The organism is Merdimmobilis hominis (assembly GCF_016901855.1).
Classification (GTDB): domain Bacteria; phylum Bacillota; class Clostridia; order Oscillospirales; family Ruminococcaceae; genus Paludihabitans.
In genome coordinates this window covers 1-24,730 of the sequence record NZ_JACJKY010000011.1, presented here as the reverse complement: position 1 = coordinate 24,730, position 24,730 = coordinate 1, and the positions used below count along the sequence as shown (strand labels likewise).

Genomic DNA, 24,730 nt, shown 5'->3' with positions numbered 1-24,730 from the left:
CTTATAAAACGAGGCAGAACGAACCCGTTCTGCCTCGTTTTGTGTCATGTTATCAAATCAGTCTGCCAAACCGAGCAGAGCTGCACCGATAATGCCGGCATCGTTGCCGAGCGATGCTGCGACGATTTCAGTGTTTCTTGCACTGTTGCGCGAGTAAACCTCACGGGCAACGATCTCTTTGAGCGGAACCATCAGGGTGTCGCCTTCGTGGGAGATGCCGCCGCCGATGCACAGAATATCCGGCTGGAAGGTGTTGATGATGTTTGTCACACCGCAGGCGAGATATTTGATGTATTCGTCGACAACCAGTTTGCCGGCTTCGTCGCCTTTGCGCATTGCGTCAAATGCGGTGCGGCCGTTGACTTTCGAGATGTCGCCCTCAACGATGTCCCACATCGCGGAATCTTTGTACTGCTCCATGTATTCTTTTGTGGTGACGATCAAACCGGTTGCGCTTGCATATGCCTCAAGGCAGCCTTTACGTCCGCAGGTGCACTGACGGCCGTCGACAACGATGACCGAGTGGCCAAGCTCTGCGCCTGCAAAGTTAAAGCCGGTGTAGATTTTGTTGTTCAGCACAATACCGCCGCCGACACCGGTGCCGAGTGTTACCATGACGGACGAATCTGCGTCTTTTGCAGCGCCTGCAACATATTCGCCGTATGCCGCAGCGTTTGCGTCGTTTTCGATGAACACTTTTTTGCCGGTGCGCTCTTCGAGCATCGAAACGAGCGGCACGTTGTACCAGTCGAGGTTGTTCGAATATTCGATGATGCCGGTTGCTTTGTTTGCAGTGCCCGGTGCGCCGATGCCGATCCATTCCACATCGTCAAATGTGAGGTTTGCGCCTTCAGCGGCAGTTTTTGCTGCGAGTGCCATGTCGTCGACGATCAGGTTCACGTCACGGCCGCTGCCGGTTTTGATGCTTGTTTTTGCGACGATTTCTTTGTTTTCGTTGACAACACCTGCCGCAATGTTGGTGCCGCCCAAGTCAATGCCGATATAGTATTTCATGAGTGATTCCTCCGTTTTTATATTATACGGTTGTGACGATCAGTTCGCCGGTGCCTTTTACGGTGTATGCGCCGTAGCCTGCCGGCAGGAATACGCTGTCGCCTTTTTCGATGGTGAGATCGCCGTGTGCGCTCTCGAATGTGAACGATCCGCTCAGGCACATCAGCGAGTGGAACGATTTGTCGTCAACAGAGAGTGCTGCACCCGTTTTTACGTCGAGCGCATGAACGGTGAAGTATTCACAGGTGCTCAAGAGCGTGCTCACATAGCCGCCGCAGTCCACCGGATCGCCCTGCGGTTTGGTCGGACGGGTCGGCGGAACGAGTGCGGTCACGTCTTTTGCTTTTTCGACGTGGAGCTCACGCGGTTTGCCGTCGTTGCCGACACGGCCGTAGTCGTAAATGCGGTAGGTGGTGTTCGAGTTCTGCTGAATCTCAGCGATCAGGATGCCTTTGCCGATGGCATGAAGTGTGCCGGCTTCAATGAAGAAGCAATCACCTTTGTGCACTTCGACTGCATTGGTCACTTCAAGCAGGGTGTTGTTTGCAATGCGTTCTGCAAATTCCTCTTTGGAAATTTCGTGTTGAAAGCCATAGAGCAGTGTTGCGCCCGGCTCGCAGTCCACGATATACCACATTTCAGTTTTACCGTATTCACCTTCGACGCGGAGTGCATAGTCATTGTTCGGATGCACCTGAACGGACAGGTTGTCTTTTGCGTCGATGAGTTTAATCAGAATCGGGAAATTTTCAAACGAATCGCAGTCACTGCCCAGTACGCCGCGGCCGTTTGCTTCGATATATTCCGGCAGTGTTTTTCCTGCAAATTCACCGTTTGCAATCACACTGCTGCCGTCTTTGTGGCACGAAAGCTGCCAGCTCTCCGCAACTTTCGAAAGATCGGTTTGTTTGTTGAATTCTTCTTTGAGTTTTGTGCCGCCCCAGATATAATCTTTGAGCGGGGAAATCAATTTGAGTGGATACATGCTTGATTCTCTCCTTTTTACACATTCAAACAGAACGTTCTGTTTTTCTTTCTATCTATTATAAATGAAAAACGTAGTCAGCGCAAGCAAAACTTACGTTTTTTGCCCGTCAGAAAGCGCTTCGACAACTTCGCGCAGAACTGCCACGGCGTTCATCTTTTCGCCGCGTTTCGGCTTGACAATAAGGTGCGGCCGTCCGGCGGTATTTACAAGCACACGGTTTTTCATCGCGGCGGCAATTTTCGCGGAAATCTCCATGTCGAGCTCTTTGGGATACAAAAGAAGTCCCTGCGGTTTCTCGTTGATCTCCTCAAATCCGAACGAAGCGAGCGTGTTGCGCAGAAGTGCAACATCGACAAGGCTTAATACCGCGGCAGGCGGGTCGCCGAACCGGTCGATGAGCTCGTCGATGACGTCCATGCTGTCGGCTTTATCGTGGATGGCGGCGATTTTTTTGTAAATATCAATCCGCTGGGAAATCTCGCTGATATACGTTTCGGGGATGTGCGCATCCAAACGCAGATCGATCTGGCATTCGTATGTCTGCTGTTTTACCGGTTCGCCTTTTTTCTCGGCAATCGCTTCGGACAACAGCCGCAGATACATCTCATAGCCGACCGCCTCCATGTGGCCGTGCTGTCTTGCGCCTAAGATGCTGCCGGCGCCGCGGATCTCCAAGTCGCGCAGTGCAATGCGGAAGCCTGAGCCGAATTTTGTGAATTCGCGGATAGCAGAGAGCCGTTTTGCGGCGATTTCAGTGAGCACCTTGCCGCGGGTGAACGTGAAATACGCAAACGCACGGCGGGTCGAACGTCCAACACGTCCGCGCAGCTGGTAAAGCTGGGAGAGTCCCATGTGATCGGCATCCTCGATGATGAGCGTGTTGCAGTTTGCAACGTCCACGCCCGTTTCGATGAGCGTCGTGCACACAAGAATGTCGATTTCGTGCTCTAGAAGCATCCGCCAGATCTCGGAAAGCTCGTGCTCTTCCATGCGGCCGTGTGCGATTGCAATCCGCGCCTGCGGCACCATTGACTGAATTTTTGCGGCGCAGTGCTCAATCGTTTCGATGCGGTTGTGAATATAGTACACCTGACCGCCGCGGCGCAGTTCCTTTTTGATCGCGTCGCCGATGATCGCGCCGTTATATTCAATGACATACGTCTGCACCGGATGGCGGTCCATCGGTGCTTGCTCAATGACCGACATATCGCGGATGCCGCTGATTGCCATGTTGAGTGTGCGCGGAATCGGTGTTGCGGAAAGGGTGAGCATGTCGACACCCGTGAACATCTCTTTGAATCGTTCCTTGTGCTTGACACCGAAGCGCTGTTCCTCGTCGACGATGGCAAGTCCTAAGTCTTTAAATTCGATGTCCTTTTGCACAATGCGGTGCGTGCCGATTAAGATGTCAATCTGACCGCGCGCCGCCTTTTTCACGATTTCCTTTTGCTGTTTCGGCGTACGGAAGCGGGAGAGCACTTCAATATTGACCGGGAACGCTTCAAACCGTTTTAAAAATGATTGGTAATGCTGCCATGCGAGAATCGTCGTCGGGCATAAAACAGCACACTGTTTGCCGTCGCTTACGCATTTAAATGCGGCGCGCATTGCCACCTCTGTTTTTCCGAAGCCGACGTCGCCGCACAGCACACGGTCCATCGGGTGCGGCTGTTCCATGTCGTGCTTGATTTCGTCGGTGCACCGAAGCTGATCGTCTGTTTCCGAAAAGGCAAAATGCTGTTCAAAGTCCTTCTGCCACTCGGTATCGGCGCTGAACGCATAGCCGGGCGCCTGCATTCGTTTGGCATACAGCGCAATCAGTTCGTCCGCCATCTCGGCAACGGCCTGTTTTGCGCGGCGGCGTGTGTTCTGCCATTCGGCGGAGTGGAGCTTGTTGAGTTTTACCTTGGTGTCGTCCTTTGTACCGATGTATTTCGATACGAGATCCATCTGCGTGACCGGCACAAACAGCACATCCGAACCAGCATAGGAGATTTTGATATAATCTTTGACAACACCCTGCATCTCAAGCTTTTCGACCCCCTCAAACACACCGATGCCGTGGGAAACGTGTACGACGAGATCGCCTTTTGAGAGATCGGTGAGGCTTTTTAACGCGCGGCCTTTTTTGTGACGGGTGCGGCGTTTGCGCGATTCGGTCTGGAAGCCGGTCGTGATGACGCTCACTTTGATCTCCGGATATTCAAAGCCGCTCGTCAAATGATTGGAGAGCACCGTGATGCGTCCCATACAGTCGTCAAGCGAAACGGTCTGATCGGTGGAGGCGGGGAGCCCGCGTGCGCGCAAGTCACCTGCCAGTGCGTCGGCCGATTTCTGCGTGCCCGCAAGCAGGAAGACTGCGTATTTTTCACTGAGCAGCGGGCGGACGTCCTCTTCAAGTAACTTTAACTCGCCGGAAAACGGACTCGTCTGCACCGGTGAAACGGAAATAAGTTCCGCGAATGTCATTTCGCTGTTTGTGTGCGCAAACGTGTCTAAAAATACGGTCGGATAGGCGGCAGTGCGGCGGATGATATCGGCAAGCGATGTGTCAAAGCGGATGAGCTCTTTTGTGAGCTCGCCGTTTTCGAGCATCTCTTTTTGATCCTCCTGCTGCTGCCAGAGATACGTTTTGGATGTTTCGCGGATCGAGGTATATTCGCTCACGGCGATGATGCCGCGCGGGAAATAGTCAAACAGCGTCGCCGGCGTTTCGTGGATGAGCGCTAAATACCGGTCGTAGGACGGCGGAACGACGCCGCCCTTTAACTGTGCAATATCTTTTGCAAACAGCGCTTTTGCGTCCTTTTGGCGTGTCTTTTTCTCGAGAGCCGTCAAGTTTTCCACAAGGGAAGCGACCGATTGTGGAAAGATTTCGCACGCAGGAGTGATTTGAATCGATTCGACAGGGTCTGTCCGGCGCTGGGACTGGACTTCAAAAAAGCTCATCGTGTCAATCTCATCGTCCCAGAGCTCGATACGAACGGGTGCAGGAAGTGCAGGCGGATAGATGTCGATGATGCCGCCGCGAATCGAAAACTGTGCCACACCCTCGATTTGGGGACGGCTTTCGTAGCCTGCGTGGGTGAGGTGTTCGGCAAGCGACTGCACATCCACGGTGTCGCCGACCGCGAGGGAAAACGTGCTCTCTTTGAGTGCGGCAGGCGGCAGGGTGTACTGCAATACCGCCTCGATGCTTGCAACGACGATGAGCGCTTCTGCGTCTAACAGGCGGCGCAGGACACTGATGCGAAGCTGTTCGTATTCACGGGAGGAAGCTTCCAAGTCATGCAGGTTAAAATCGCGCTGTGGATAGAGTACGGCACGCTCATCGTCGAAAAAGGCGTTGATATTATGAATCAGCGCGCGTGCGGACGGCTCGTCATGTGTGAGCACGAGCATCGAGCCTGCAAATTCGTCGAATGCGCCGCAGAGCAGGTGCGCTTTGTGAATTTCCGATGCGCCGACCAATAAAACAGGGGAACGCCCGTCCTTTAAGCTTTTGACAAGCGACCGATAAGCAGGGAGCGCATGTGCGATTTGAGCAAACAGATTCACGGGAATCCTCCTTTTTATAAAATCAGCTGTTATAGCGGTTCATGGCGCGGTCGACACTGCCGGAAACGATCATGGCGGCGGCGTCTGCCGCATTGGTAAACGCTTCGTCCATGAGCGGCAGTTCATCTTTTTTGAATTTCGAGAGCACCCAGTCGGCCAAGTCATAGTCCGGATGCGGCTTTTTGCCCACGCCGATTTTGATGCGCGGAAAATCGCTCGATTTTGTCATTTCTATGATGCTTTTGATGCCGTTATGACCGCCGGCACTGCCCTTTTGGCGAATCCGCAGCTTGCCGGGATCGAGCGAGATATCGTCAAACAGGATAAGCACGCGCTCGGGCGGAATCTGATAATAGCGCATGGCTTCCGCAATCGCTTCACCGCTTTTGTTCATGTAGGTAAGCGGTTTTAACAGCAGACAGCGTTCGCCGCCTAACTCCGCTTCGCCAATCAGCGCGTGAAATTTCATTTTTTTAATGGAAACGTTTGCGTTGTCGGCAATGCGGTCGATTGCCAAAAATCCGGCATTGTGGCGGGTGATTTCATATTTCGGCTCAGGGTTGCCGAGCCCTGCAATGATCCATGAAATGTTCGATGATTTCTTTTTAAAAAACATGGGGGAATTCCTTTCCTTTTGTCGAAAAATCGGCATAACGCACAGTATGGGGCAAAGGGAAAACACCCCCTGCCCCGCATTCTTTTTGTTAATCGTACCACGGCAAACAGACGCTGTCAACCAATCGTTTGGGCAAAACGAAAAAACAAACAGATTTTCGTTGTCAAATGCCCGTAGTTGCGGTATAATACAAATAATCGATAAAACCATGACAGCAAGAAAAAGGAGTGTGTTGCCAATGTACGGTGATATGATGGATACGATCGGCTTTGTCGGTCAGTATGACAAAGAAGTGGCAGAAGCAATGAACCATGAGCTTTTGCGTCAGCGGCGCAATCTCGAACTCATTGCCAGCGAAAATATTGTGACCCCGGCGGTGATGGCGGCGATGGGATCGGTGCTCACCAACAAATACGCAGAGGGCTATTCGGGAAAACGGTATTACGGCGGCTGTGAGTGTGTCGATGTGGTCGAGGATATCGCAATCGCGCGCGCAAAAGAACTGTTCGGCGCAGAGCATGTAAACGTTCAGCCGCACTCGGGTGCACAGGCAAACCTCGCCGTTTACTTTGCACTGTTGAATCCGGGCGATACCGTGCTTGGTATGAACTTGGCACACGGCGGCCATCTGACCCACGGTTCTCCGGTCAACATGAGCGGCAAATACTATAACTTCGTACCGTACGGTGTGGACAGCGAAACCGGCCGCATCGATTACGACAAGCTGCGCGCACTGGCGATTGAGAATAAACCGAAACTGATCGTTGCAGGCGCCAGCGCATATCCGCGTGCCATCGACTTTGCAAAAATCAGCGAGATCGCAAAAGAAGTCGGCGCATATTTCATGGTCGACATGGCGCACATCGCAGGCTTGGTTGCCGCAGGCGAGCATGCTTCGCCGGTACCGTATGCTGACGTTGTCACCACAACAACGCACAAAACACTCCGCGGTCCGCGCGGCGGCATGATTTTGTGCAAAGAAGAACTCGGCAAACAGATCGACAAAGCGATCTTCCCGGGCACACAGGGCGGCCCGCTCATGCACGTCATCGCTGCAAAAGCAGTCTGCCTGGGTGAAGCATTGTCCGACTCGTTTAAAGCATATCAGCACCAGGTTGTCAAAAATGCAGCTGCACTCGCAGAGGCTCTGTCGAAAAAAGGCTTCTCGCTCGTTTCCGGCGGTACAGACAACCACCTCATTCTGCTTGATCTGCGCAGCATGAACATCACCGGCAAAGAGCTCGAAAAACGGCTCGATACCGTGTATATCACCGTCAACAAAAATGCAATCCCAGACGATCCGCAGAGCCCGTTTGTCACAAGCGGTATCCGCATCGGCACACCGGCAGTCACTTCCCGCGGCTTAAAAGAAGAGGACATGGAAGTCATTGCCGACTGCATTTACAAAACAGCAACCGATTACGAAAACACGGCAGAGGACGTACGCGCCGCAGTCAGCGCGCTGTGTGCAAAATATCCGCTGTACGAATAAGAAACGACAATGAAAAAGCGCGTCTGCCGATTGGCTGACGCGCTTTTTTAAAAAGAAAAGGAGAGATTTTTATGACATTCATTCGTGCTGATTTTCATTCCAAAGAGCTTAACATGAGCACAAGCGCACAGGTGCTTTTGCCCGATGACCGCGCGCTTTCGCGTGTGCGCGTCGTCTATCTGCTGCACGGCCTTTCGGACAACTGCACCGGTTGGCTTCGTCGTACCGCTGTAGAGCGGTATGCACAGGAATACGGTGTGGCAGTTGTTATGCCGGAGGTGCAGCGCAGCTTTTATACCGATATGAAATACGGAGTGAATTATTTTAGTTATGTTTATAAAGAACTGCCCGAAATTATGCACCGGCTGTTTTCGCTGCCGCTGTCATCAGAAAAATCGTATGTAATGGGTCTTTCGATGGGTGGATACGGTGCAATGAAATGTATGCTTACCGACCCTGACCGCTATGCGGGCTGCGCGGCATTTTCGTCTGTTGCAGATCTTGCATGGAGTATGCAGAACCGTTATGATGAAGAGAGCCGTCATCAGGAATTTGCCGCAATTTTCGGTGACGGATATAAGCTTCCGGAATCACAGGATTTATTCTTGTTGGCAAAACGTTGTGCGGCAGAAGGAAAAACACCGCGTCTGTTTATTACCTGCGGTAAATCGGACAGCCTGCGCGAGCAGAATGAACGGTTTGTTGATTTGCTTAACACGCTCGGCTTTGCACCGTATTACGAGGAATGGCCGGGCGATCACACCTGGGAATTCTGGGATGTGTCAATTAAAAAGGCGTTTGATTATTTCTTCTCGAAAAAGAAATCACGCGCATAAATCCACGAAAGGACGAACAACAGTATGGCATCGCCGCTTGCAGACCGCATCCGCCCTTCTACACTTGACGAAGTGGTGGGACAGACCCATCTTTTAGCACCGGGCAAACCGCTCCGCCGTATCATTGAATCGGGGCAGATTCCGAATATGATCTTTTACGGCCCGTCGGGCGTCGGCAAAACGACGGTTGCCCGGATTATCGCCGAAAAAGCACAGATGCGGCTTCATAAATTAAACGGAACGTCCGCATCCACTGCCGATATCAAGGCGATTGTGGAGGAAGTGCATTCGTTTGCCGGATACCGCGGGATTTTGCTGTATCTCGACGAGATTCAGTACTTAAATAAAAAACAGCAGCAGTCACTGCTTGAGCACATCGAAAACGGCAGCATCACGCTGATTGCCTCGACGACGGAAAATCCGTATTTTTATATCTATAATGCGGTATTAAGCCGCAGTACGGTGTTTGAGTTTAAGTCAGTTGAGCCGGAAGAGATTGAAAAAGCGGTGCGCCGCGGATTTTCGATTTTGTCGGACGAATACGGCGAGCAGGCGAATGTTTCCGATGAGGCGCTTCACCGGATTGCTGTTTCATGCGGTGGTGATGTGCGCAAGGCGATGAACAGCACAGAGCTTTGCTATTTGTCGGCTGCGGTTGAAAACGGTGTGCGTGTGGTAGACGAATCGCTTGCCGCGTCGCTTTCTCAGCGAAGCAGTATGCAGTATGACCGGCAGGGCGATCAGCACTATGATATTGTGTCCGCACTGCAAAAGTCGATCCGTGGCTCGGACGAAAACGCCGCGGTGCACTATTTGGCACGGCTTTTAACGGCAGGAGATTTGCTGTCGGCGTGCCGGCGGATTATGGTCATCGCATGTGAGGACATCGGGCTTGCGTATCCGCAGGCGATTCCGATTGTAAAAGCGTGTGTTGATATGGCGCTCCAGTTAGGACTGCCGGAAGCACGGATTCCGCTGGCAGATGCTGTCGTGCTTTTAAGCACTGCGCCGAAATCGAACAGCGCATATATGGCGATCAACCGCGCGATGGCAGATGTCGAAGCGGGGAAAGCAGGCTCGATTCCGCGGTGCTTGCAGAACAAGCACTTTGACGGTGAGGACGCCGCAGTCAAAGGCCAGTTTTATAAATATCCGCACGCGTTTCCGGGACATTATGTGGCCCAGCAGTATCTGCCGGATACGCTCAGTGGAACGGTGTACTATGAATTCGGTGACAACAAAACGGAGCAGGCGGCAAAGGCATACCGTGAGCGGATGCTCGCGTTGTACGGCAACAACAAATAACCGGAGGGAGCAGTTATGCGCAAGTCAAAAACAACGCTGATCATCACACCGCGCGTTCTGCCGCCGGTGTTTGTGCGTATCTGCCGCAAAACAGCGCCTGTACTGCTGATTGTCCGTGCAGTGACACTTGTACTGCTGCTGTTTGGCGTGAAATTCTGGTTTTCGTCTGCTGTTTCGGGGACACTGGTGTTCTTTTTGTATGACATTGTGCTGGCGGCAAGTCTTGTGGGATGCATTCGCTTTCCGAAACAATGGCTTTATGTTCTGCCCGGGCTTCTGGCGGCGGGAATTTTACTCGTGTACGGCATGAATCTTGCCGCGTACCAGAAAGACGTGCAGACGTTTGTGTTCCAAAGCGAAACCGACAGCCACGCACTCGTGGCGGAGGAGCGATCGTATCTCTTTTCAGGAACAACGACGTTTTATCGTCAGATTGGTCCGTTTCTTGTAAAAGCAGGTCAGACCATTACGCGCGACGATGGTTATCAGACGCTTCGCAATGCAAAAAAGCAGGTGGAGTTTACGGAAGCAGGTGTCCTTTTTTCCTATGTGGATGAGCAGGGAAACGTACTCGAAAGTGTGACAATCGAATAGATGCATGAAAAAACCGCCGGTTATGAAACCGGCGGTTTTGCTTTCGTGTTATTTGTTCATTCTGCATTTTGCGCGGCATCCGGGCGAAAACGCTGACGACCCTCGGCTAAAATATCGCGAAGCTCCTCAAATGTCGTATACTCGCCTTCGCCGCGGAGATATTCGGGCAGATGAGAAGTTTTGACGCGCATGGTGTCGCCATATGGCTCTGCACGGAAGACAGATACCCGCGGTGTGATGAGCGCATAGCCAAACGTTTTCGCGTAATCATCATAATAGGACGGAGAAACGGTTTCGTCCGGTTCAAAGTCCGGTACATCGCGCATATCGGCTAAAAAGAACAGATAACTGCCGCCGCTTGTTACTCGCGCATCGGAAAAAGCACTGGGGATCGAGTGTACGGAAATCGTGCTTCTTTCCTCTGCAGGAAGATGGCAGGGCTGTGCCAAAACGGAAGCAACATCAGCTTGATAAACAGAAACACCTGTGGTGTGGTCGCGTCCGGGCACATAGTGGTCATAATACTGGGGTTCTTCTTTTACATGTGCATATACTGCAATCGCCATGCGTTCATAAAAGCGAGCTTCATCAACATCTGCCCATGATGCCATTGCAGATCCCGGTTGATCGGTTTTGACCGCCCGAAATCCCGGCTTTGAAGGGACGGCAACGGCGAGAATGAGCGCGATGACAAGCAAAATGAGAATCACCGCCGGAAACAGAATTTGAGGACGAAGCAGTTTTTTCGTTGTCATAGTGAGCACCTCTTTCTTAACAAAGCGTACAGCTGTATCCGTTAGTATGAGATTCATAGACGAATGATTTACATGTTTTACAGCGCCGTTTATGACGGTAGTTGTCAACACGTTCATAAGTGTTTTGAGATGTTGAAGTTGAACAACTGTGTTCGTGCGTCATGAGAATCATTCCTCGCAAGTCTTCAGAACGAACCATAGTAGAGGAAGAAGGTTTATATGGATACATAATTTGTGAAATAGAGCCTATATGACCTAAGCCATAAGCGTGTCCAATTTCATGAGCCATTACGATTTTTCTTTGATCTTCAGAGAGTGTATTGAATTTGTATTGATTTACTAGAATTTCCCATCTTGTATTATGTAAAAGTGGGGGAGATGATGAACGTGAAACTGTAACTGCATATGCATCTGGATCATATGCAGTCATTTTGAAATTATCCCAAACATTTAAGTGTATAGAAGCAGAAACTTGACTATCAATACGAGATATACTAATTTTGTTACTCCAAAGACTTTTCCCTCGGTCAAAATATGTCGCATAACTTGCGCCTTTTGAATTATTGTAATAATATGTCATATATCTTGTTCCAGAATGCGTATAATTTGTAGGAAAGCCAAATGTCCAACCTGTAGAAGAATCAGTTTGTCTTCCGCTTGCACAAGCAAAAATCGCTTGTGCTGAAACAAGTAAGAGAAGAATCACCGAAATTGCACAACGACACAGGTGTTTCAAGAATGTCTTTTTCATAAAATCAACTCCTTTTTTATAATAAATGATGAAACACCATTTATATTTTTATTATATGGAAACAAAAAGAAATTGTCAACGATTTCACAATCAGCGATATGTAGAAAATTACAATCTCAGTTTGTGCAATTTGAGCAGTAAAATTTTGACTTTTATAAAAGTACAAAAAACCGGTGCAAGCCAAGTAGCCTGCACCGGTTTTCCATTATATTTATGCCATCAGTTTGCAGATTTCGTTCGAGAATGCGACCGGATCGTCAATCGGCAGTCCTTCGATCAAAAGCGCCTGCGTATACAAAAGCGATGCATACGATTTGAGCGTTTCTTTGTCTGTGTCATACAGTGCGCACAGCTTTGTGAATACCGGATGCGATGCGTTGATTTCAAGCACACGCTGTGCTTTGACGCTTTCGTTTCCGGTCGGCATTGCGTTTAACACCTTTTCCATCTCAATTGAGATTGCACCTTCGGAGGAAAGGCACACCGGATGCGATTTCAAACGGTTCGACAGTGTGACGGCTTTGACTTTTCCGTCAAGCGACTCGGTTAAAAACGCAAGCAGGTCTTTATTCTCGGAGAGCTGCTGTTCTGCTTCTTTTTTCTCCTCGTCCGTGCGCAGGTCGAGATCGTCCGCGCACACGTTTTTGAACGGTTTTTCATCGTAGGTCATGAGCATCTTGAGCGCAAACTCGTCGACGTTGTCGGTCAGGTACAAAATCTCATAGCCCTTTTCGCGGACGGCTTCGGTCTGCGGCAGCATTGCGGCGCGTGCGGCTGTTTCTGCGCATGCATAATAGATTTCGGTCTGTCCCTCTTTCATGCGGGAAACGTATTCTGCGAGCGTGGTCGGATGATCGCCGTTCGACGAAGCGAATAAGAGCAGGTCTTTGAGCACGTCTTTATGTGTGCCGTAGTCGGCATATACGCCGTATTTTAACTGCAAGCCGAACGCTTTGAAGAACGACTCATACGCTTCGCGGTCGTTTTTGAGCATGGACGAAAGCTCGGACTGGATTTTTTTCTCCAAACGGGATGCGATAAGTTTTAACTGGCGGTCGTGCTGGAGCATCTCACGCGAGATGTTGAGCGAGAGATCCTGCGAGTCCACTAAACCGCGGACAAAGCTGAAGTAGTCCGGCAGAAGATCGGCGCATTTTTCCATGATAAGCACGCCGCTTGCATACAGTGCGAGTCCTTTTTCGTACTCTTTTGTATAGTAGTCCATCGGTGCGGCGGACGGAATGAACAGCAGTGCTTCGTAGGTGGCAGTGCCCTCGGTGCTGGTGCGGATGACTTTTGCCGGCGCTTTCCAGTCGAAGAATTTCTCCTGATAGAAGCGGTTGTATTCCTCGTCGGTCACTTCCGATTTTGCTTTTTTCCAGATCGGCACCATGCTGTTGATCGTTTCAACCTCGCGGTACGATTCGTAGTCGTTTTCACTGCCTTCTTTTAAGCGGTGTTTTTCGACCTCCATGCGGATCGGGTAGCGGATGTAGTCGGAATATTTTTTAATGAGCGAACGCAGGCGGAATTCCTCCAAAAAGTCGGAGAATTTCTCGTCGTCGGTGTCGGGTTTTAAATGAAGTGTGATCGTTGTGCCGTGGTCCGGTTTGTTGCACGGGTCGACGGTGTAGCCCTCTGCGCCCGAGGATGTCCAGCGCCATGCTTCGTCACTGCCGAATGCGCGGCTTTCGACAACTACTTTGTCGCTGACCATGAACGATGCGTAGAAGCCGACGCCAAACTGGCCGATGATGTCGATATCGTCCGATTTTTCCTGCTCGGATTTAAAGCTTAACGAACCGCTCTTTGCGATGACGCCCAAGTTGTTTTCAAGCTCGTCTTTTGTCATGCCGCAGCCGTTGTCGCGGATGACGAGTGTGCGCGCTTCCTTGTTCGGCTCAATCGAAATCGAGAAGTCGCTGCGGTTTAAGCCGGTATCGCCGTCTTTTAACGTGCGGTAGTAAAGCTTGTCGATGGCGTCGCTTGCGTTTGAAATCAGTTCACGCAGAAAAATTTCGTGATGCGTGTAAATGGAGTTGATCATCAGGTCGAGCAGACGTTTTGACTCTGCTTTGAATTGTTTCATTGCCATAAAAAGTCCCTCTTTGCGTTTTATTGTTCACAGTTTAGCACTCTCGTGCTTTAAGTGCTAATTTATATTGTAATACGCAAGATGCAAAAAATCGTTATCAAATTGTAAACAAACAAGCCGCCGTGCAAAAACACGGCGGCTGGTGATGAGGTGAATATGCGGTTTTATACGATGACGTGACCGTTTTTGCTTGCGACATAGTCGTCGTAGTCGGAGAAGCGGTCGACAATGCCGTCTGCATTCAGCTCAATGATGCGGTTGGCGATCGTCTGGATGAATTCGTGGTCGTGGGAGGAGAACAGAACGTTTCCTTTAAATTCGCACAGACCGTTATTGACGGCGGTGATCGACTCGAGGTCTAAGTGGTCGGTCGGACGGTCGAGCATGAGCACGTTCGAGCCAAACAGCATCATCCGCGAGAACATGCAGCGCACCTTTTCGCCGCCCGAGAGGACGTTGACCGGTTTATAGACATCGTCGCCCGAGAAGAGCATGCGGCCTAAGAAACCGCGCAGATATGTCTCCGTTTCGTCGGAGGAGTACTGCTTGAGCCAGTCGATGATCGAAAGACCGTTTTCAAAATAAGCGGAGTTGTCGTTCGGGAAATAGCTCTGCGAGGTGGAAACGCCCCATTTGTACGAGCCTTCGTCCGGTTCCATCTCGCCTGCGAGAATCTGGAACAGCGTTGTTGCCGCCAGTGCGTTCTCACTGACGAATGCGATTTTGTCGCCTTTTTTCACAATGAACGACACGTTATTTAATACTTTTTCGCCGTCGATCGTCTTGGAAATACCGTCCACGGTCAGAATATCCTTGCCGGCTTCGCGGTCCATCGTAAAGCCGATGTACGGATAGCGGCGAGACGATGCCGGCATCTCCTCAGCGGACAGTTTTTCTAAAAGCTTTCTTCTGGAGGTTGCCTGCTTTGATTTCGATTTATTTGCGGAGAAGCGCTCGACAAAGCGCTGGAGCTCTTTGATCTTTTCCTCGGTCTTTTTGTTCTGAAGCTTCTGCAAGCGCTGCATCAGCTGGCTCGACTGATACCAGAAGTCATAGTTGCCGACATACATTTTGATTTTCGTATAGTCGATGTCGACCGTGTGGGTGCAGACGGTATTTAAGAAGTGACGGTCATGCGACACGACGATGACAGTGCCCGGATAGTCCAAAATGAAATCCTCAAGCCACGAAATCGCCGCCAAGTCAAGCTGGTTTGTCGGCTCGTCCAAGAGGATGATGTCCGGGTTGCCGAACAGTGCCTGTGCAAGCAATACTTTGACTTTTTCGTTGCCCGAAAGCGAAGACATCTGGCTGTAGAGGATCGATTCGTCGAGACCCAAGCCCTGGATGAGTTTTGATGCGTCCGATTCGGCCTCCCAGCCGTTTAACTCGGCAAATTCCGCCTCGAGCTCGCCCGCCAGGATGCCGTCTTCTTCGGAGAAGTCCTCTTTTGCATAGAGGTCTTCTTTCTGGCGCATGATCTGGTAAAGCCGTGCGTTGCCCATGATGACGGTGTCGAGTACCGGATAGCTGTCAAACGCGTAGTGATCCTGCTTTAATACAGACAGGCGAACCTCCGGCGGGATCGTGACTTCACCGGTGGACGGTTCCAAATCGCCGCAGAGGATGCGCAAAAACGTCGATTTGCCTGCGCCGTTTGCGCCGATGATGCCATAGCAGTTGCCGGGCAGGAATTTTAAATTTACATTGGAAAACAGATTCGAGCCGTCAAAGCTCAAACTGACGTCGGATACAGTAATCATAAGGGGATACACTCCTTTTTTTCTCATACGGCAAAACGCCATATTTCATCCATGATAGCATACCATAAACCATTCGTGTGTGCAAGAAGCGGTGCACATTTCGCCGTTTTTCGTTGCAAGTTGTGTGCGGATATGGTACGATAGAACTAAAGATCGGAAAGGGGGAGCGCTGTTTGGAGCAAAGCTGTTTTTCGTGTCCCGTGTGCGGGAAAGCGCTTTTTTGCGATGAGCGGGTGTTTGCGTGTGAAAGCAATCATTCATTCGACCGTGCAAAGAGCGGGTATGTCAATCTCTTGCAGTCAAACCGCAAGCATGCCGCCGTTCCCGGCGACAACAAGGAAATGGTAGATGCGCGCAGTGCGTTTTTAAACGCGGGATATTATGAACCGCTGCTGAAAGCGGTTTTTGAGGAAGTGCGCCGCTATGTGCCAAAAAACGATGCGTTTGTGCTCGATGCGGGATGCGGCGAGGGATATTACACCAAAGCGATTGCCGAAGCATCAAACGGCGCACGGGTTGCAGGCGTGGATATTTCAAAATCGGCGCTCGCGATTGCGGCAAAACAGGTAAAAAACGTGCAGTTTGCCGTGGGAAGCGTGTTTCACCTGCCAGTGGCAGACGGCACGTGCGATGTGGTCACCGAGCTGTTTGCCCCCTACTGCGGCGAGGAGTTTCTCCGCGTGTTAAAGCCGGACGGTGTGTTTTTATCGGTCATTCCGGGTGCACGCCATCTGTTTGGGCTGAAAACACTGCTGTATGAAACGCCGTATGAAAATGCGGTCAAGCCCTTTTCGCTGCCGGGCTTTTCGTTTGTGAGCAAGCGGGAAGTTAAAAAAACCATCACCATTCAAAACAAAACCGATTTGTGGAATCTGTTTGCAATGACGCCGTATGCGTACCGCACGAAGCGCGAAGCACAGGAAAAACTGCTGTCCTGCCCGTTGCTTACGACGGAAATTTCGTTTTGGATTCTTGCATATCGGAAGATAAAAGGAGCGTAATTTGTTATGGTAGAAGTCAAAGTTTGTGTCGGAAGTTCATGTCACATGAAAGGTTCGTATCAGGTGGTCAAAACGTTTGAACAACTCATCTCCCAGAACAATCTGTCGGATGTGGTCAAACTCAAAGCGTCGTTCTGCCTTGGATGCTGCTTAAACGGCATCGCAACCACCGTAAACGGCGAACCGGTCAACAACGTCGGATTCAGCAACGCGGAGAGCGTGTTCTATGAGAAGATCTATCCGCTCGCACAGAAAGAAAAAGAAGCAAACGCATAAGGTGAAAGGGCGAGGTTTCGCCTTTTTTCTCGGGGGGACAACAATGAATATTATCAAGTTAAATGCGCAAAACTGCCAAAACTGCTTTAAATGTATCCGTGAATGTCCGCTGAAGGCAATCGAGTTTAAAAATGCGAAAACAGAAATTATTGAAGATGCGTGCGTGCTCTGCGGCACGTGTATGGAAACATGTCCGCGCGGTGCAAAATATGTGCGCCATAATGCGCCGCTCGTCAAAGAACTCATCAAAAGCGGCAAACCGGTCTATGTGAGCTTAGCGCCGTCGTATACCGGATTTTTCGGGACGAGCGATTTTCAGAAGATGAGTGCCGCGCTCAAAAAGCTCGGCTTTGCAGGCGTGGAGGAAACGGCAATCGGTGCGGCGAAGGTGTCGCATGAATACGAAAAGCTGATGCAGAGCGGTCAGATGAACAACATCATCGCCACTGCCTGTTCGTCGGTTGTCATGCTGATTGAACAGCATTTCCCGCAGCTTTTACCGATGCTTGCGCCCGTTTCGTCGCCGATGATGGCGCATGCCCGTTTGATGCGTGAGGCGTACGGCGATATTTATGTCGTATTTATCGGGCCGTGTCTGTCGAAAATGCACGAGGCGGAGGACCCGCTGGCAGGCGGCATGGTCGATATCGTGTTAAACTACCGTGATATCAACAAATGGTTTGCGGAGGAGGGCATCACGATCGAAGCCGATGACCCTGATGCACACGGCGTGTGCGAACCGGTGATGCGGATTTATCCGAAGCAGGAGGGCATCATCAAAACGATTCGTGAATTCTCCGGCTATACGCCGGTGGCAGTCGACGGCATCGACCGCTGTATGGAATTTTTCCAGTCGATGTCCGAGGATAAGATGGAACACATCTTTGTCGAGGCGAATATCTGCGCAGGCGGCTGCATCGGCGGCCCGATCATGCGCAAGGAGCGCAAGAGCCTGATTCGTTCGACGATGATGCTTTCTGACAAGCCGGCTGCGGTCGATCAGACGCCGGCAGAATCTGCAAAGCTCGAGGCGCCGCTTCCGCGTGTGTTTGCAAACCGCGAAGTGAAATTAAAAATGCCGACCGAGGAAGAGATGCGCAGCATTCTTGCGCGGTTTGGCAAGATGACGCCGGAAGATGAGTTAAACTGCGGCAGCTGCGGCTATGCGACCTGCCGTGAAAAGGCAATCGCTGTCTATAACGGAAAAGCGGACGTGACGATGTGTCTGCCGTTTTTGCGCGAGCAGGCGGAGAACAAGTCGTCGATGATTATTGCGCATTCGCCGAACGGCATCGTCGCGTTTGACGCCGACATGAACGTTACAGAGCTTAATCCGAAAGCAGAGGAACTGTTCGGCGTTGACCGTGCGGAGATTATCGGCCAGATGATTCCGGCGTTGTACGGCGAAACGGCCTTTGATGAAGCACGTGACTATAAGCGCACGATCGTCAAAAAGATCGAGGGCGCAAACGAAAAAATCCGTCTGGAGCTGAGTATGGTCTATCTGCCGCAGAACGATATGTTCATTGCGTTTGCAAAGGATATCTCCGATGAGGAAGCAAACAAGGATCAGCTCAACAATCTGAGAATGTCCACCGTGAACGTGGCGCAGAACGTCATCGAAAAGCAGATGCGTGTCGCACAGGAGATTGCAAGTCTGCTCGGTGAAACGACTGCCGAAACAAAGGTGGCGCTCACGCGGCTCAAACGCTCGATCGAAGATATCGAGGAAATTTCCGAATAACCATGCACAATCACAGCCGGATTCGGCAGAATAAGGTGAGAACATGAAACTTTTTATTGATGCAGTATGGGAAAGTCTGTTTCACGACGGCGAAGAGCTCTGCGGCGATAAGGTGGAGATTGTGCGGCAGGACGATTTTTTCCTGATGGTGCTGGCAGACGGGCTTGGCAGCGGTGTCAAAGCCAATATTCTCTCTTCGCTGACGAGTAAGATCATCGCGACGATGCTCGCCGAGGGGTCTTCGCTCGATGAAGCAGTCGAAACGATTGCGAGCACGCTTCCGGTCTGCTCGGAACGCGGTGTCGCATATTCGACATTTACGATCGTCAAGGTCGATCGGGACGGCTCGGTGTATTTGGCGGAGTTTGACAATCCGCTCACCGTTTATATCCATGAACATGTGGTCTGGCCGATCGAGCGCAAGGAACTGTGCTTGGACGGCAAACAGATTTTTGTCAGTCAGTTTACGGCAGATCCCGGCGATATGCTCATTTCGTTTTCGGACGGCGTGGTGCATGCAGGCGTCGGACGGCTTTTGGATCTCGGTTGGCAGTATGACAACATTGTCCGCTATATCGAGGAAAACTACGAGCCAGAGATTTCGCCGCGTGCAATGGTGCATAAGCTTTTAGGCAGCGTCAACGCCTTGTATATGGACAAACCGGGCGACGATTCGACCGTGTGTGCCATGCGCATAAAAGAGTCGATGCCGGCAACGGTCATGGTCGGCCCGCCGATGAACAAGGAGCTTGACCGCGTGGTCGTTGACAAGCTTATGTATTCAAAAGGCAAAAAGGTGGTCTGCGGCGGTACGACTTCGCAGATTGTTTCGAAGGTGACCGGCAAGGACGTCGAGGTCATGATTGACTATGAAAACCCGGCAGTGCCGCCGGTGGCACGGATTCCGGGCATCGATCTTGTGACGGAGGGTGTGCTCACGATCGGCAAATGTGTCGATTATATCAAAGAGTACACCGCAGGCGACGGCCACAGCTTGGATTTTGTCTTAAACAAAAAAGACGGTGCATCGAAACTGTGCAAGCTGCTGCTGGAGGAGTGCACAGAGGTGCGGTTCTTGGTCGGTCAGGCGTTGAACCCTGCGCACCAGAACCCGGGCATGCCGGTTTCGCTCGGCTTAAAATTAAACCTTATCAAAGAGCTTGCGCATGAGCTCGAGAAAACAGGCAAAAAAGTGACGATGGAATTTTTCTGAGAACAAAGAAACGGGAGGAAGCAAAGCCATGGTGCTGACAATACAGGTGGGCAACGCAGACAGCGTGATCGGCGGATTTGTGCAGGATAAGCGCCGGTTTACATCGCGCATCGGCACCGACCTTTCGAAAACGGCGGATGAATATACCGTTTTGCTCAATAACCTGCTGATGTTAAACGGCTGTTCATTCGAACCGCTTGACGGCGCGATTATTGCAAGCGTGGTGCCGCCGCTCGCCTCTGTTTGGAAAGAGGCGGCTGCCCGGATTGTAAACGGACCGGTGCTCGTTGTTTCACCCGGTATCAAAACAGGGCTGAATATCAAAATCGATGATCCGGCAATCCTCGGCGCAGATCTTGTGTCGGCAGCTGTCGGCGCACTGAAAAAAGGCAGCATGCCCTGCATCATCGCCGATTTGGGCGCGGTGACAAAGCTTTCCGTGCTCGATAAAAACGGCAGTTTCCTGGGAGTTTCGATTTTGGCAGGCGTTTCGATTTCGCTCGATGCGCTGTCGCGGTCGTCGGCGCTTTTGCCGAGTGTTGAATTTGCGCAGATCGACCATGTAATCGGTACAAATTCCGTCGATTCCATGCTGTCAGGTGCGCTGTACGGCACAGCGTCTATGCTGGAAGGAATGGTGTCGCGCATTGAAGCCGAGCTCGGTCAGCCGGCACACGTCATTCTGACCGGCAGAATGGCAAACGCGATTGCGCCATGCTGCCGCCTTTCGGTGATGATCGACGAATATCTTTCGCTGCATGGATTGTATGCGATCTACAAGCGAAATACGAAGCGTATGCATGTCGATTCTTAAAAAATAATTGTACAGACACAATCTGCCGCAGGCTCGCGGTGGGTGTGTCTGTTTTTTTTACGGAAAGAATGTCAAGTTGACAAAAATAAAATCAAAAAATGGCTTGCTATTCGTGCAAGGTGTGTGTATAATAAAAAAAGCGGCTCGCTTTTGGCCGAAACAAACAAACGAACAACCACACAGGGGGAATCAGCAAATGAAAATCTTTTCGCGAATCGTTGCGGCAGTTTTGGCTGTCTGCATGATTTTGCCGTTTACCGCATGCAGCGGCGATACAAGTTGGGTGTATGATTATGACGGTGAGAAAATAAGCGGCGGTTTGTATATTGCATTTACCATCAGCGCTTATACACAGGTGTCTTCGCACGAGGACTATGATTCCACAAAAGATCTGTTTGATCAGACATTGGATGACAAGACAACCGAGCAGTGGATCAAAGACAAGGCACTTGAAATGGCAGACGAATATATCGTGACCAACCGCAAATTTGACGAACTGGGTCTTTCGCTGACAGAGTCGGAAGAAAACGAAGTGAAAAACTCGGTTGACAGCGTTTGGGAAATGTACGGCGCAATGTACGAAGAAAACGGCGTCGGCAAAACATCGTACCAGAAACTTGTCGAAACACAGCAGAAACGCCAGAAAATCTTTATGAAATATTATGGCGAGGGCGGTCTTGAGGAAGTTCCGGTTGAACAGCTCGAGCAGCACTTCAAAGACAACTTCGCAAGCATCAATATTTTCTCGATCACGCTGAATACCGGTGATGATCTGACTGATGAGCAGAAAACCGAAAATGAAGAGCGCGAAAAGAAAGCACAGGAATATGTTGATCTGATTAACTCCGGCGAAAAAACATTCAATGAAGTCCGCGACATGGCAACACACATGCTGGCTGATACCGAGCATGACGACGAGGACGAAGACGATGTCATCGAAGAAGATGATGAAACAAAGACCTATGTCCATGTTGAATCGACTTCTCCGTCTGAAAAACTCGTAAAATCTATTTTTGATCTGGAAGCAGGCGGCGAGGCAAAACTACTCGAAGAAGATGACACGTTCTACATTGTAAAACGCTATGACGTCATGGAGGACGAGAAAAACTTTGAGGAAATGCGCGAAACTGTCTTGGGCGACGTTAAGAGCGACGATTTCGTAAAAGAAGTTGAATCCTGGACAGAAGGTTTAAACCGTACCGTCAATGAAGGTGCAGTAAACTTCTATTCGCCGCGCAATATCAATCTGGGCTAATCAAATAAAATGAAAAACGCATGAATCCGATTTGGGTTCGTGCGTTTTTGTTTGCAAAAAGTGATTGCAACCTGTTTTCTGATGTGCTATAATGCGCGATGTGAAATTTAAAAAAATAGGAGGATGTCGAATGACACAGATTCCTGAGATTTTATTAAAAAAAGCAGAGGAGCTCGAGCAGAAAACAGCCGAGCAGTTTCCGGCACTCAAACCGCTTGTCAAACAGTGCTTTTTGAATACGATTGAAACAACCGTGCAGCAGCTTGATGACGGCAGCTATTTTGTCATCACCGGCGATATTCCGGCAATGTGGCTGCGCGACAGTGCCGCACAGGTCAAACCGTATATCAAATACGCAAAAGAGGACGAGTCGCTCCGTGCAATTCTGCGCAGCATCATCGAGAAACACGCGTTTTATGTGAACATGGACCCGTATTCCAACGCATTTAATGCCGCAGAGAGCAAAGACGGTCATGCGGATCACACTGATTGGCAGAGCGGCTGGATCTGGGAGCGCAAATATGAGGTTGACTCGCTGTGTGCATCGCTGTATCTTAGCTATGAGTATTTCAAAGAAACCGGCGACCGTGCGATCTTCACACCGGCGCTTCATCAGATGATCGAAACGATCGTCAATACGTTTACCGCCGAGCAGCACCACGATCAGACCAGCTATTTCTTTATCCGTGAAAACTGCCCGGAGAGCGATACGCTTCCGTGCGACGGCCGCGGCACACCGGTTAATCCGAATACCGGCATGACCTGGTCGGGATTCCGTCCGAGCGATGATGCTTGCAAATACGGTTATCTGATTCCGTCGAATATGATGGCGGTTGTTGCACTGCGCTATGCGGCAGTTCTTTCGCATGAGGGCTTCTCTGATGAAGTGCTTGCAGACCGCTGCACACAGCTTTCCAAAGAAATCGACAAAGGTATCCAGACCTACGGCATCGTGGAACACCCGGTATACGGCAAAATGTATGCTTATGAAACAGATGGTTTCGGCAACTACAATCTGATGGACGACGCAAACTCGCCGTCGCTTCTGGCGATTCCGTATCTTGGCTACTGCGATGCATCCGACCCGATCTACCAGAACACCCGCCTGTTCATCCTTTCGAAAGAGAATCCGTATTATTATGAGGGAACTGCGGCAAAAGGCATCGGCAGCCCGCATACACCGAATAACTATATCTGGCATATTTCGCTTTCAATGCAGGCACTCACCTCCACCGATGAGGAAGAAATCCGCACATGCATGGATACGATTGCACGCACACATGCCGGCACGAACTTCATGCACGAGGGCTTTGACGTAAACGATCCGGCAAACTTTACGCGTGAATGGTTTGCATGGGCAAATACTCTGTTTGCACAGACAGTAGAAACACTCGTGAACCGATAATTTATACGAAACCGTAAAAAACGCAGAGGAAATCATTCCTCTGCGTTTTTGTTTATTATTCGGTATGCCGTTTGGAATAAACGAATAGAAGGATGCGGCCGGCGCCCCATAGTCCTGCTGCAATCCCGCTCCACAAAAGCAGGTGCGGGGAAGAGAACATGAGAGACGGCAGGAAAACAGTGAGCTGTCCGGTGATGAGCGGAATCGCAACCACCGATATGATAATCACAAGACAAACAATCAGACAGACAATCCAAAAGAGCGGGCGGGATTTCATAGCCATCAACATCCTTTCACAGCATGGATACAGTATACCAATAAAGCGAGAAAAAGCATGTCGAAGAGTGTATTACGAGCAGAAAAGATGTGCGCCGATTTGTTTGATGACCGGACGGGTGCGAATCCACTGGTTGGAGGTCTTGTCCGGGTTATAATAATAGATGGCGCCGCCGCTTGGGTCCTGACCGTTTAAGGCGTCGCGTGCCGCGCGATAGGCAGAGTCTGCAATCGGTTCATTGAACTGGCCGTCCACGATAGCGGTGAAAGCGCCTTCTTGATAGATGACGCCCGAAAGCGTGTCGGGGAAGGATGGATGTTCAATCCGGTTTAAAATGACGGCACCGACGGCAACCTGTCCGCTGTATGGTTCGCCGCGTGCCTCTGCCGAGATAATGCGGGCGAGCAGATAGACGTTCGATTCGTTTGCCGGCGGAATTTTACCGATGGTGATACCCAATCGTTTGAGGGTAGCAGGGCCGGCGATGCCGTCCTGTGTCAGTCCCTGCTGTTTTTGAAATTGCTTTACGGCAGTCTGTGTCTGTGTTCCATAGATGCCGTCCACACTTCCTTTATATAATCCGCGTTCTTTCAGCTTTTCCTGAATGGCGCGTACTTCTGTGCCGCGCGATCCCATTTTGGAAAGCGCCAAAGCCGTGTTATCAACGCGCAGTGCGAAGACAGTCACAGTAACGGCACACAGAAAGAGAGCGAAAAAGGTTTTGATGAGCGGATGTTTCATAAGATACGCTCCTCCGTTTCAAATTCATTGTGTATGGATAGCATTTCCGGTGTGTTTTTGATTATGCAAACATTGCATTTAAAAAAGATCAAATTTTCTGAAAAAAGGTGTTGACAAAGTGGGGATGGGTGTGGTATTATAATATAGCTGTCACGGAGGACAGGAAAAACAAGGAAATGAGAAGGAATATCGAGAGAGTCGCGGGAGCGAAAACCTCGAAAAAACTTCGAAAAAAGT

At 50.5% G+C, this 24,730-nt stretch carries 21 protein-coding genes; 11 read left to right on the top strand and 10 right to left on the bottom strand.

Going from position 1 to position 24,730, the window contains the following annotated elements:
- Positions 1 to 57: 57 nt before the first annotated feature.
- From H6A12_RS07930 to pth, 4 genes are all read right to left on the bottom strand, one after another.
- Entirely contained in the window at positions 58 to 1,014 is a 957-nt protein-coding gene (locus tag H6A12_RS07930) for an ROK family protein (protein WP_204446643.1), read from the bottom strand.
- 22 nt (positions 1,015 to 1,036) lie between these two features.
- Positions 1,037 to 1,999, bottom strand: a complete 963-nt coding sequence (locus H6A12_RS07925) for a type I phosphomannose isomerase catalytic subunit (protein WP_204446641.1) — start codon at positions 1,997 to 1,999, stop codon at positions 1,037 to 1,039.
- A gap of 93 nt (positions 2,000 to 2,092) precedes the next feature.
- The gene (gene mfd / locus H6A12_RS07920; RefSeq protein WP_204446640.1) at positions 2,093 to 5,560 is read right to left on the bottom strand and encodes a transcription-repair coupling factor; all 3,468 of its coding nucleotides are present in this window, start codon (positions 5,558 to 5,560) and stop codon (positions 2,093 to 2,095) included.
- Positions 5,561 to 5,582: 22 nt separating this feature from the next.
- Positions 5,583 to 6,176 (bottom strand): aminoacyl-tRNA hydrolase, encoded by a 594-nt coding sequence (pth, locus tag H6A12_RS07915; protein ID WP_204446639.1) that lies wholly within the window; start codon positions 6,174 to 6,176, stop codon positions 5,583 to 5,585.
- A gap of 238 nt (positions 6,177 to 6,414) precedes the next feature.
- Between pth and glyA the strand changes: the two genes are divergently transcribed.
- From glyA to H6A12_RS07895, 4 genes are all read left to right on the top strand, one after another.
- Positions 6,415 to 7,668, top strand: coding sequence for a serine hydroxymethyltransferase (gene glyA / locus H6A12_RS07910; RefSeq protein WP_204446638.1), 1,254 nt, complete (start codon positions 6,415 to 6,417; stop codon positions 7,666 to 7,668).
- 71 nt (positions 7,669 to 7,739) lie between these two features.
- A complete protein-coding gene (locus tag H6A12_RS07905; protein ID WP_204446637.1) occupies positions 7,740 to 8,504 on the top strand; it encodes an alpha/beta hydrolase in 765 nt (254 codons plus the stop codon).
- A 24-nt stretch (positions 8,505 to 8,528) separates the two neighbouring features.
- Positions 8,529 to 9,809, top strand: a complete 1,281-nt coding sequence (locus tag H6A12_RS07900; RefSeq protein WP_204446635.1) for a replication-associated recombination protein A — start codon at positions 8,529 to 8,531, stop codon at positions 9,807 to 9,809.
- Positions 9,810 to 9,824: 15 nt separating this feature from the next.
- The gene (locus H6A12_RS07895) at positions 9,825 to 10,403 is read left to right on the top strand and encodes a hypothetical protein (RefSeq protein ID WP_204446634.1); all 579 of its coding nucleotides are present in this window, start codon (positions 9,825 to 9,827) and stop codon (positions 10,401 to 10,403) included.
- A gap of 56 nt (positions 10,404 to 10,459) precedes the next feature.
- Here the strand turns inward: H6A12_RS07895 and H6A12_RS07890 are convergent, their stop codons facing one another.
- From H6A12_RS07890 to H6A12_RS07875, 4 genes are all read right to left on the bottom strand, one after another.
- On the bottom strand, positions 10,460 to 11,158 hold the full coding sequence (locus H6A12_RS07890) for a hypothetical protein (RefSeq protein WP_204446633.1): 699 nt from the start codon (positions 11,156 to 11,158) through the stop codon (positions 10,460 to 10,462).
- A gap of 16 nt (positions 11,159 to 11,174) precedes the next feature.
- Complete coding sequence (locus H6A12_RS07885; protein WP_204446632.1) at positions 11,175 to 11,909, bottom strand: matrixin family metalloprotease; 735 nt, start codon at positions 11,907 to 11,909, stop codon at positions 11,175 to 11,177.
- 211 nt (positions 11,910 to 12,120) lie between these two features.
- Complete coding sequence (gene htpG, locus H6A12_RS07880) at positions 12,121 to 14,004, bottom strand: molecular chaperone HtpG (protein ID WP_204446631.1); 1,884 nt, start codon at positions 14,002 to 14,004, stop codon at positions 12,121 to 12,123.
- A gap of 164 nt (positions 14,005 to 14,168) precedes the next feature.
- A complete protein-coding gene (locus H6A12_RS07875; protein WP_204446629.1) occupies positions 14,169 to 15,767 on the bottom strand; it encodes an ABC-F family ATP-binding cassette domain-containing protein in 1,599 nt (532 codons plus the stop codon).
- A 173-nt stretch (positions 15,768 to 15,940) separates the two neighbouring features.
- Between H6A12_RS07875 and H6A12_RS07870 the strand changes: the two genes are divergently transcribed.
- From H6A12_RS07870 to H6A12_RS07840, 7 genes are all read left to right on the top strand, one after another.
- Positions 15,941 to 16,768 (top strand): methyltransferase domain-containing protein, encoded by an 828-nt coding sequence (locus H6A12_RS07870; RefSeq protein ID WP_204446627.1) that lies wholly within the window; start codon positions 15,941 to 15,943, stop codon positions 16,766 to 16,768.
- 6 nt (positions 16,769 to 16,774) lie between these two features.
- Positions 16,775 to 17,044 (top strand): (2Fe-2S) ferredoxin domain-containing protein, encoded by a 270-nt coding sequence (locus tag H6A12_RS07865; protein ID WP_204446625.1) that lies wholly within the window; start codon positions 16,775 to 16,777, stop codon positions 17,042 to 17,044.
- A 43-nt stretch (positions 17,045 to 17,087) separates the two neighbouring features.
- Positions 17,088 to 18,788, top strand: a complete 1,701-nt coding sequence (locus tag H6A12_RS07860; RefSeq protein WP_204446622.1) for a [Fe-Fe] hydrogenase large subunit C-terminal domain-containing protein — start codon at positions 17,088 to 17,090, stop codon at positions 18,786 to 18,788.
- A 43-nt stretch (positions 18,789 to 18,831) separates the two neighbouring features.
- The gene (locus H6A12_RS07855; RefSeq protein ID WP_204446621.1) at positions 18,832 to 20,001 is read left to right on the top strand and encodes a SpoIIE family protein phosphatase; all 1,170 of its coding nucleotides are present in this window, start codon (positions 18,832 to 18,834) and stop codon (positions 19,999 to 20,001) included.
- A 28-nt stretch (positions 20,002 to 20,029) separates the two neighbouring features.
- The gene (locus tag H6A12_RS07850; RefSeq protein WP_204446619.1) at positions 20,030 to 20,815 is read left to right on the top strand and encodes a type III pantothenate kinase; all 786 of its coding nucleotides are present in this window, start codon (positions 20,030 to 20,032) and stop codon (positions 20,813 to 20,815) included.
- A 196-nt stretch (positions 20,816 to 21,011) separates the two neighbouring features.
- Positions 21,012 to 22,070 (top strand): hypothetical protein, encoded by a 1,059-nt coding sequence (locus tag H6A12_RS07845; protein WP_204446617.1) that lies wholly within the window; start codon positions 21,012 to 21,014, stop codon positions 22,068 to 22,070.
- Positions 22,071 to 22,200: 130 nt separating this feature from the next.
- Positions 22,201 to 23,475 (top strand): glycoside hydrolase family 125 protein, encoded by a 1,275-nt coding sequence (locus tag H6A12_RS07840; RefSeq protein ID WP_204446614.1) that lies wholly within the window; start codon positions 22,201 to 22,203, stop codon positions 23,473 to 23,475.
- 55 nt (positions 23,476 to 23,530) lie between these two features.
- Here the strand turns inward: H6A12_RS07840 and H6A12_RS07835 are convergent, their stop codons facing one another.
- Together H6A12_RS07835 and sleB are read right to left on the bottom strand one after the other, a co-directional pair.
- Positions 23,531 to 23,752: a hypothetical protein gene (locus tag H6A12_RS07835; protein ID WP_204446613.1), complete on the bottom strand. Its 222-nt coding sequence runs from the start codon at positions 23,750 to 23,752 to the stop codon at positions 23,531 to 23,533.
- A gap of 72 nt (positions 23,753 to 23,824) precedes the next feature.
- Positions 23,825 to 24,493, bottom strand: coding sequence for a spore cortex-lytic enzyme (sleB, locus tag H6A12_RS07830; protein ID WP_204446612.1), 669 nt, complete (start codon positions 24,491 to 24,493; stop codon positions 23,825 to 23,827).
- Positions 24,494 to 24,730 lie beyond the last annotated feature (237 nt).

Excerpts from the sequence above, each read along its gene's own strand:
- H6A12_RS07930 (WP_204446643.1), bottom strand. The coding sequence starts at position 1,014 with ATGAAATACTATATCGGCATTGACTTGGGCGGCACCAACATTGCGGCA.
- H6A12_RS07925 (WP_204446641.1), bottom strand. The coding sequence starts at position 1,999 with ATGTATCCACTCAAATTGATTTCCCCGCTCAAAGATTATATCTGGGGC.
- pth (WP_204446639.1), bottom strand. The coding sequence starts at position 6,176 with ATGTTTTTTAAAAAGAAATCATCGAACATTTCATGGATCATTGCAGGG.
- glyA (WP_204446638.1), top strand. The coding sequence starts at position 6,415 with ATGTACGGTGATATGATGGATACGATCGGCTTTGTCGGTCAGTATGAC.
- H6A12_RS07905 (WP_204446637.1), top strand. The coding sequence starts at position 7,740 with ATGACATTCATTCGTGCTGATTTTCATTCCAAAGAGCTTAACATGAGC.
- H6A12_RS07900 (WP_204446635.1), top strand. The coding sequence starts at position 8,529 with ATGGCATCGCCGCTTGCAGACCGCATCCGCCCTTCTACACTTGACGAA.
- H6A12_RS07895 (WP_204446634.1), top strand. The coding sequence starts at position 9,825 with ATGCGCAAGTCAAAAACAACGCTGATCATCACACCGCGCGTTCTGCCG.
- H6A12_RS07890 (WP_204446633.1), bottom strand. The coding sequence starts at position 11,158 with ATGACAACGAAAAAACTGCTTCGTCCTCAAATTCTGTTTCCGGCGGTG.
- H6A12_RS07885 (WP_204446632.1), bottom strand. The coding sequence starts at position 11,909 with ATGAAAAAGACATTCTTGAAACACCTGTGTCGTTGTGCAATTTCGGTG.
- htpG (WP_204446631.1), bottom strand. The coding sequence starts at position 14,004 with ATGGCAATGAAACAATTCAAAGCAGAGTCAAAACGTCTGCTCGACCTG.
- H6A12_RS07875 (WP_204446629.1), bottom strand. The coding sequence starts at position 15,767 with ATGATTACTGTATCCGACGTCAGTTTGAGCTTTGACGGCTCGAATCTG.
- H6A12_RS07865 (WP_204446625.1), top strand. The coding sequence starts at position 16,775 with ATGGTAGAAGTCAAAGTTTGTGTCGGAAGTTCATGTCACATGAAAGGT.
- H6A12_RS07860 (WP_204446622.1), top strand. The coding sequence starts at position 17,088 with ATGAATATTATCAAGTTAAATGCGCAAAACTGCCAAAACTGCTTTAAA.
- H6A12_RS07855 (WP_204446621.1), top strand. The coding sequence starts at position 18,832 with ATGAAACTTTTTATTGATGCAGTATGGGAAAGTCTGTTTCACGACGGC.
- H6A12_RS07850 (WP_204446619.1), top strand. The coding sequence starts at position 20,030 with ATGGTGCTGACAATACAGGTGGGCAACGCAGACAGCGTGATCGGCGGA.
- H6A12_RS07845 (WP_204446617.1), top strand. The coding sequence starts at position 21,012 with ATGAAAATCTTTTCGCGAATCGTTGCGGCAGTTTTGGCTGTCTGCATG.
- H6A12_RS07840 (WP_204446614.1), top strand. The coding sequence starts at position 22,201 with ATGACACAGATTCCTGAGATTTTATTAAAAAAAGCAGAGGAGCTCGAG.
- H6A12_RS07835 (WP_204446613.1), bottom strand. The coding sequence starts at position 23,752 with ATGAAATCCCGCCCGCTCTTTTGGATTGTCTGTCTGATTGTTTGTCTT.
- sleB (WP_204446612.1), bottom strand. The coding sequence starts at position 24,493 with ATGAAACATCCGCTCATCAAAACCTTTTTCGCTCTCTTTCTGTGTGCC.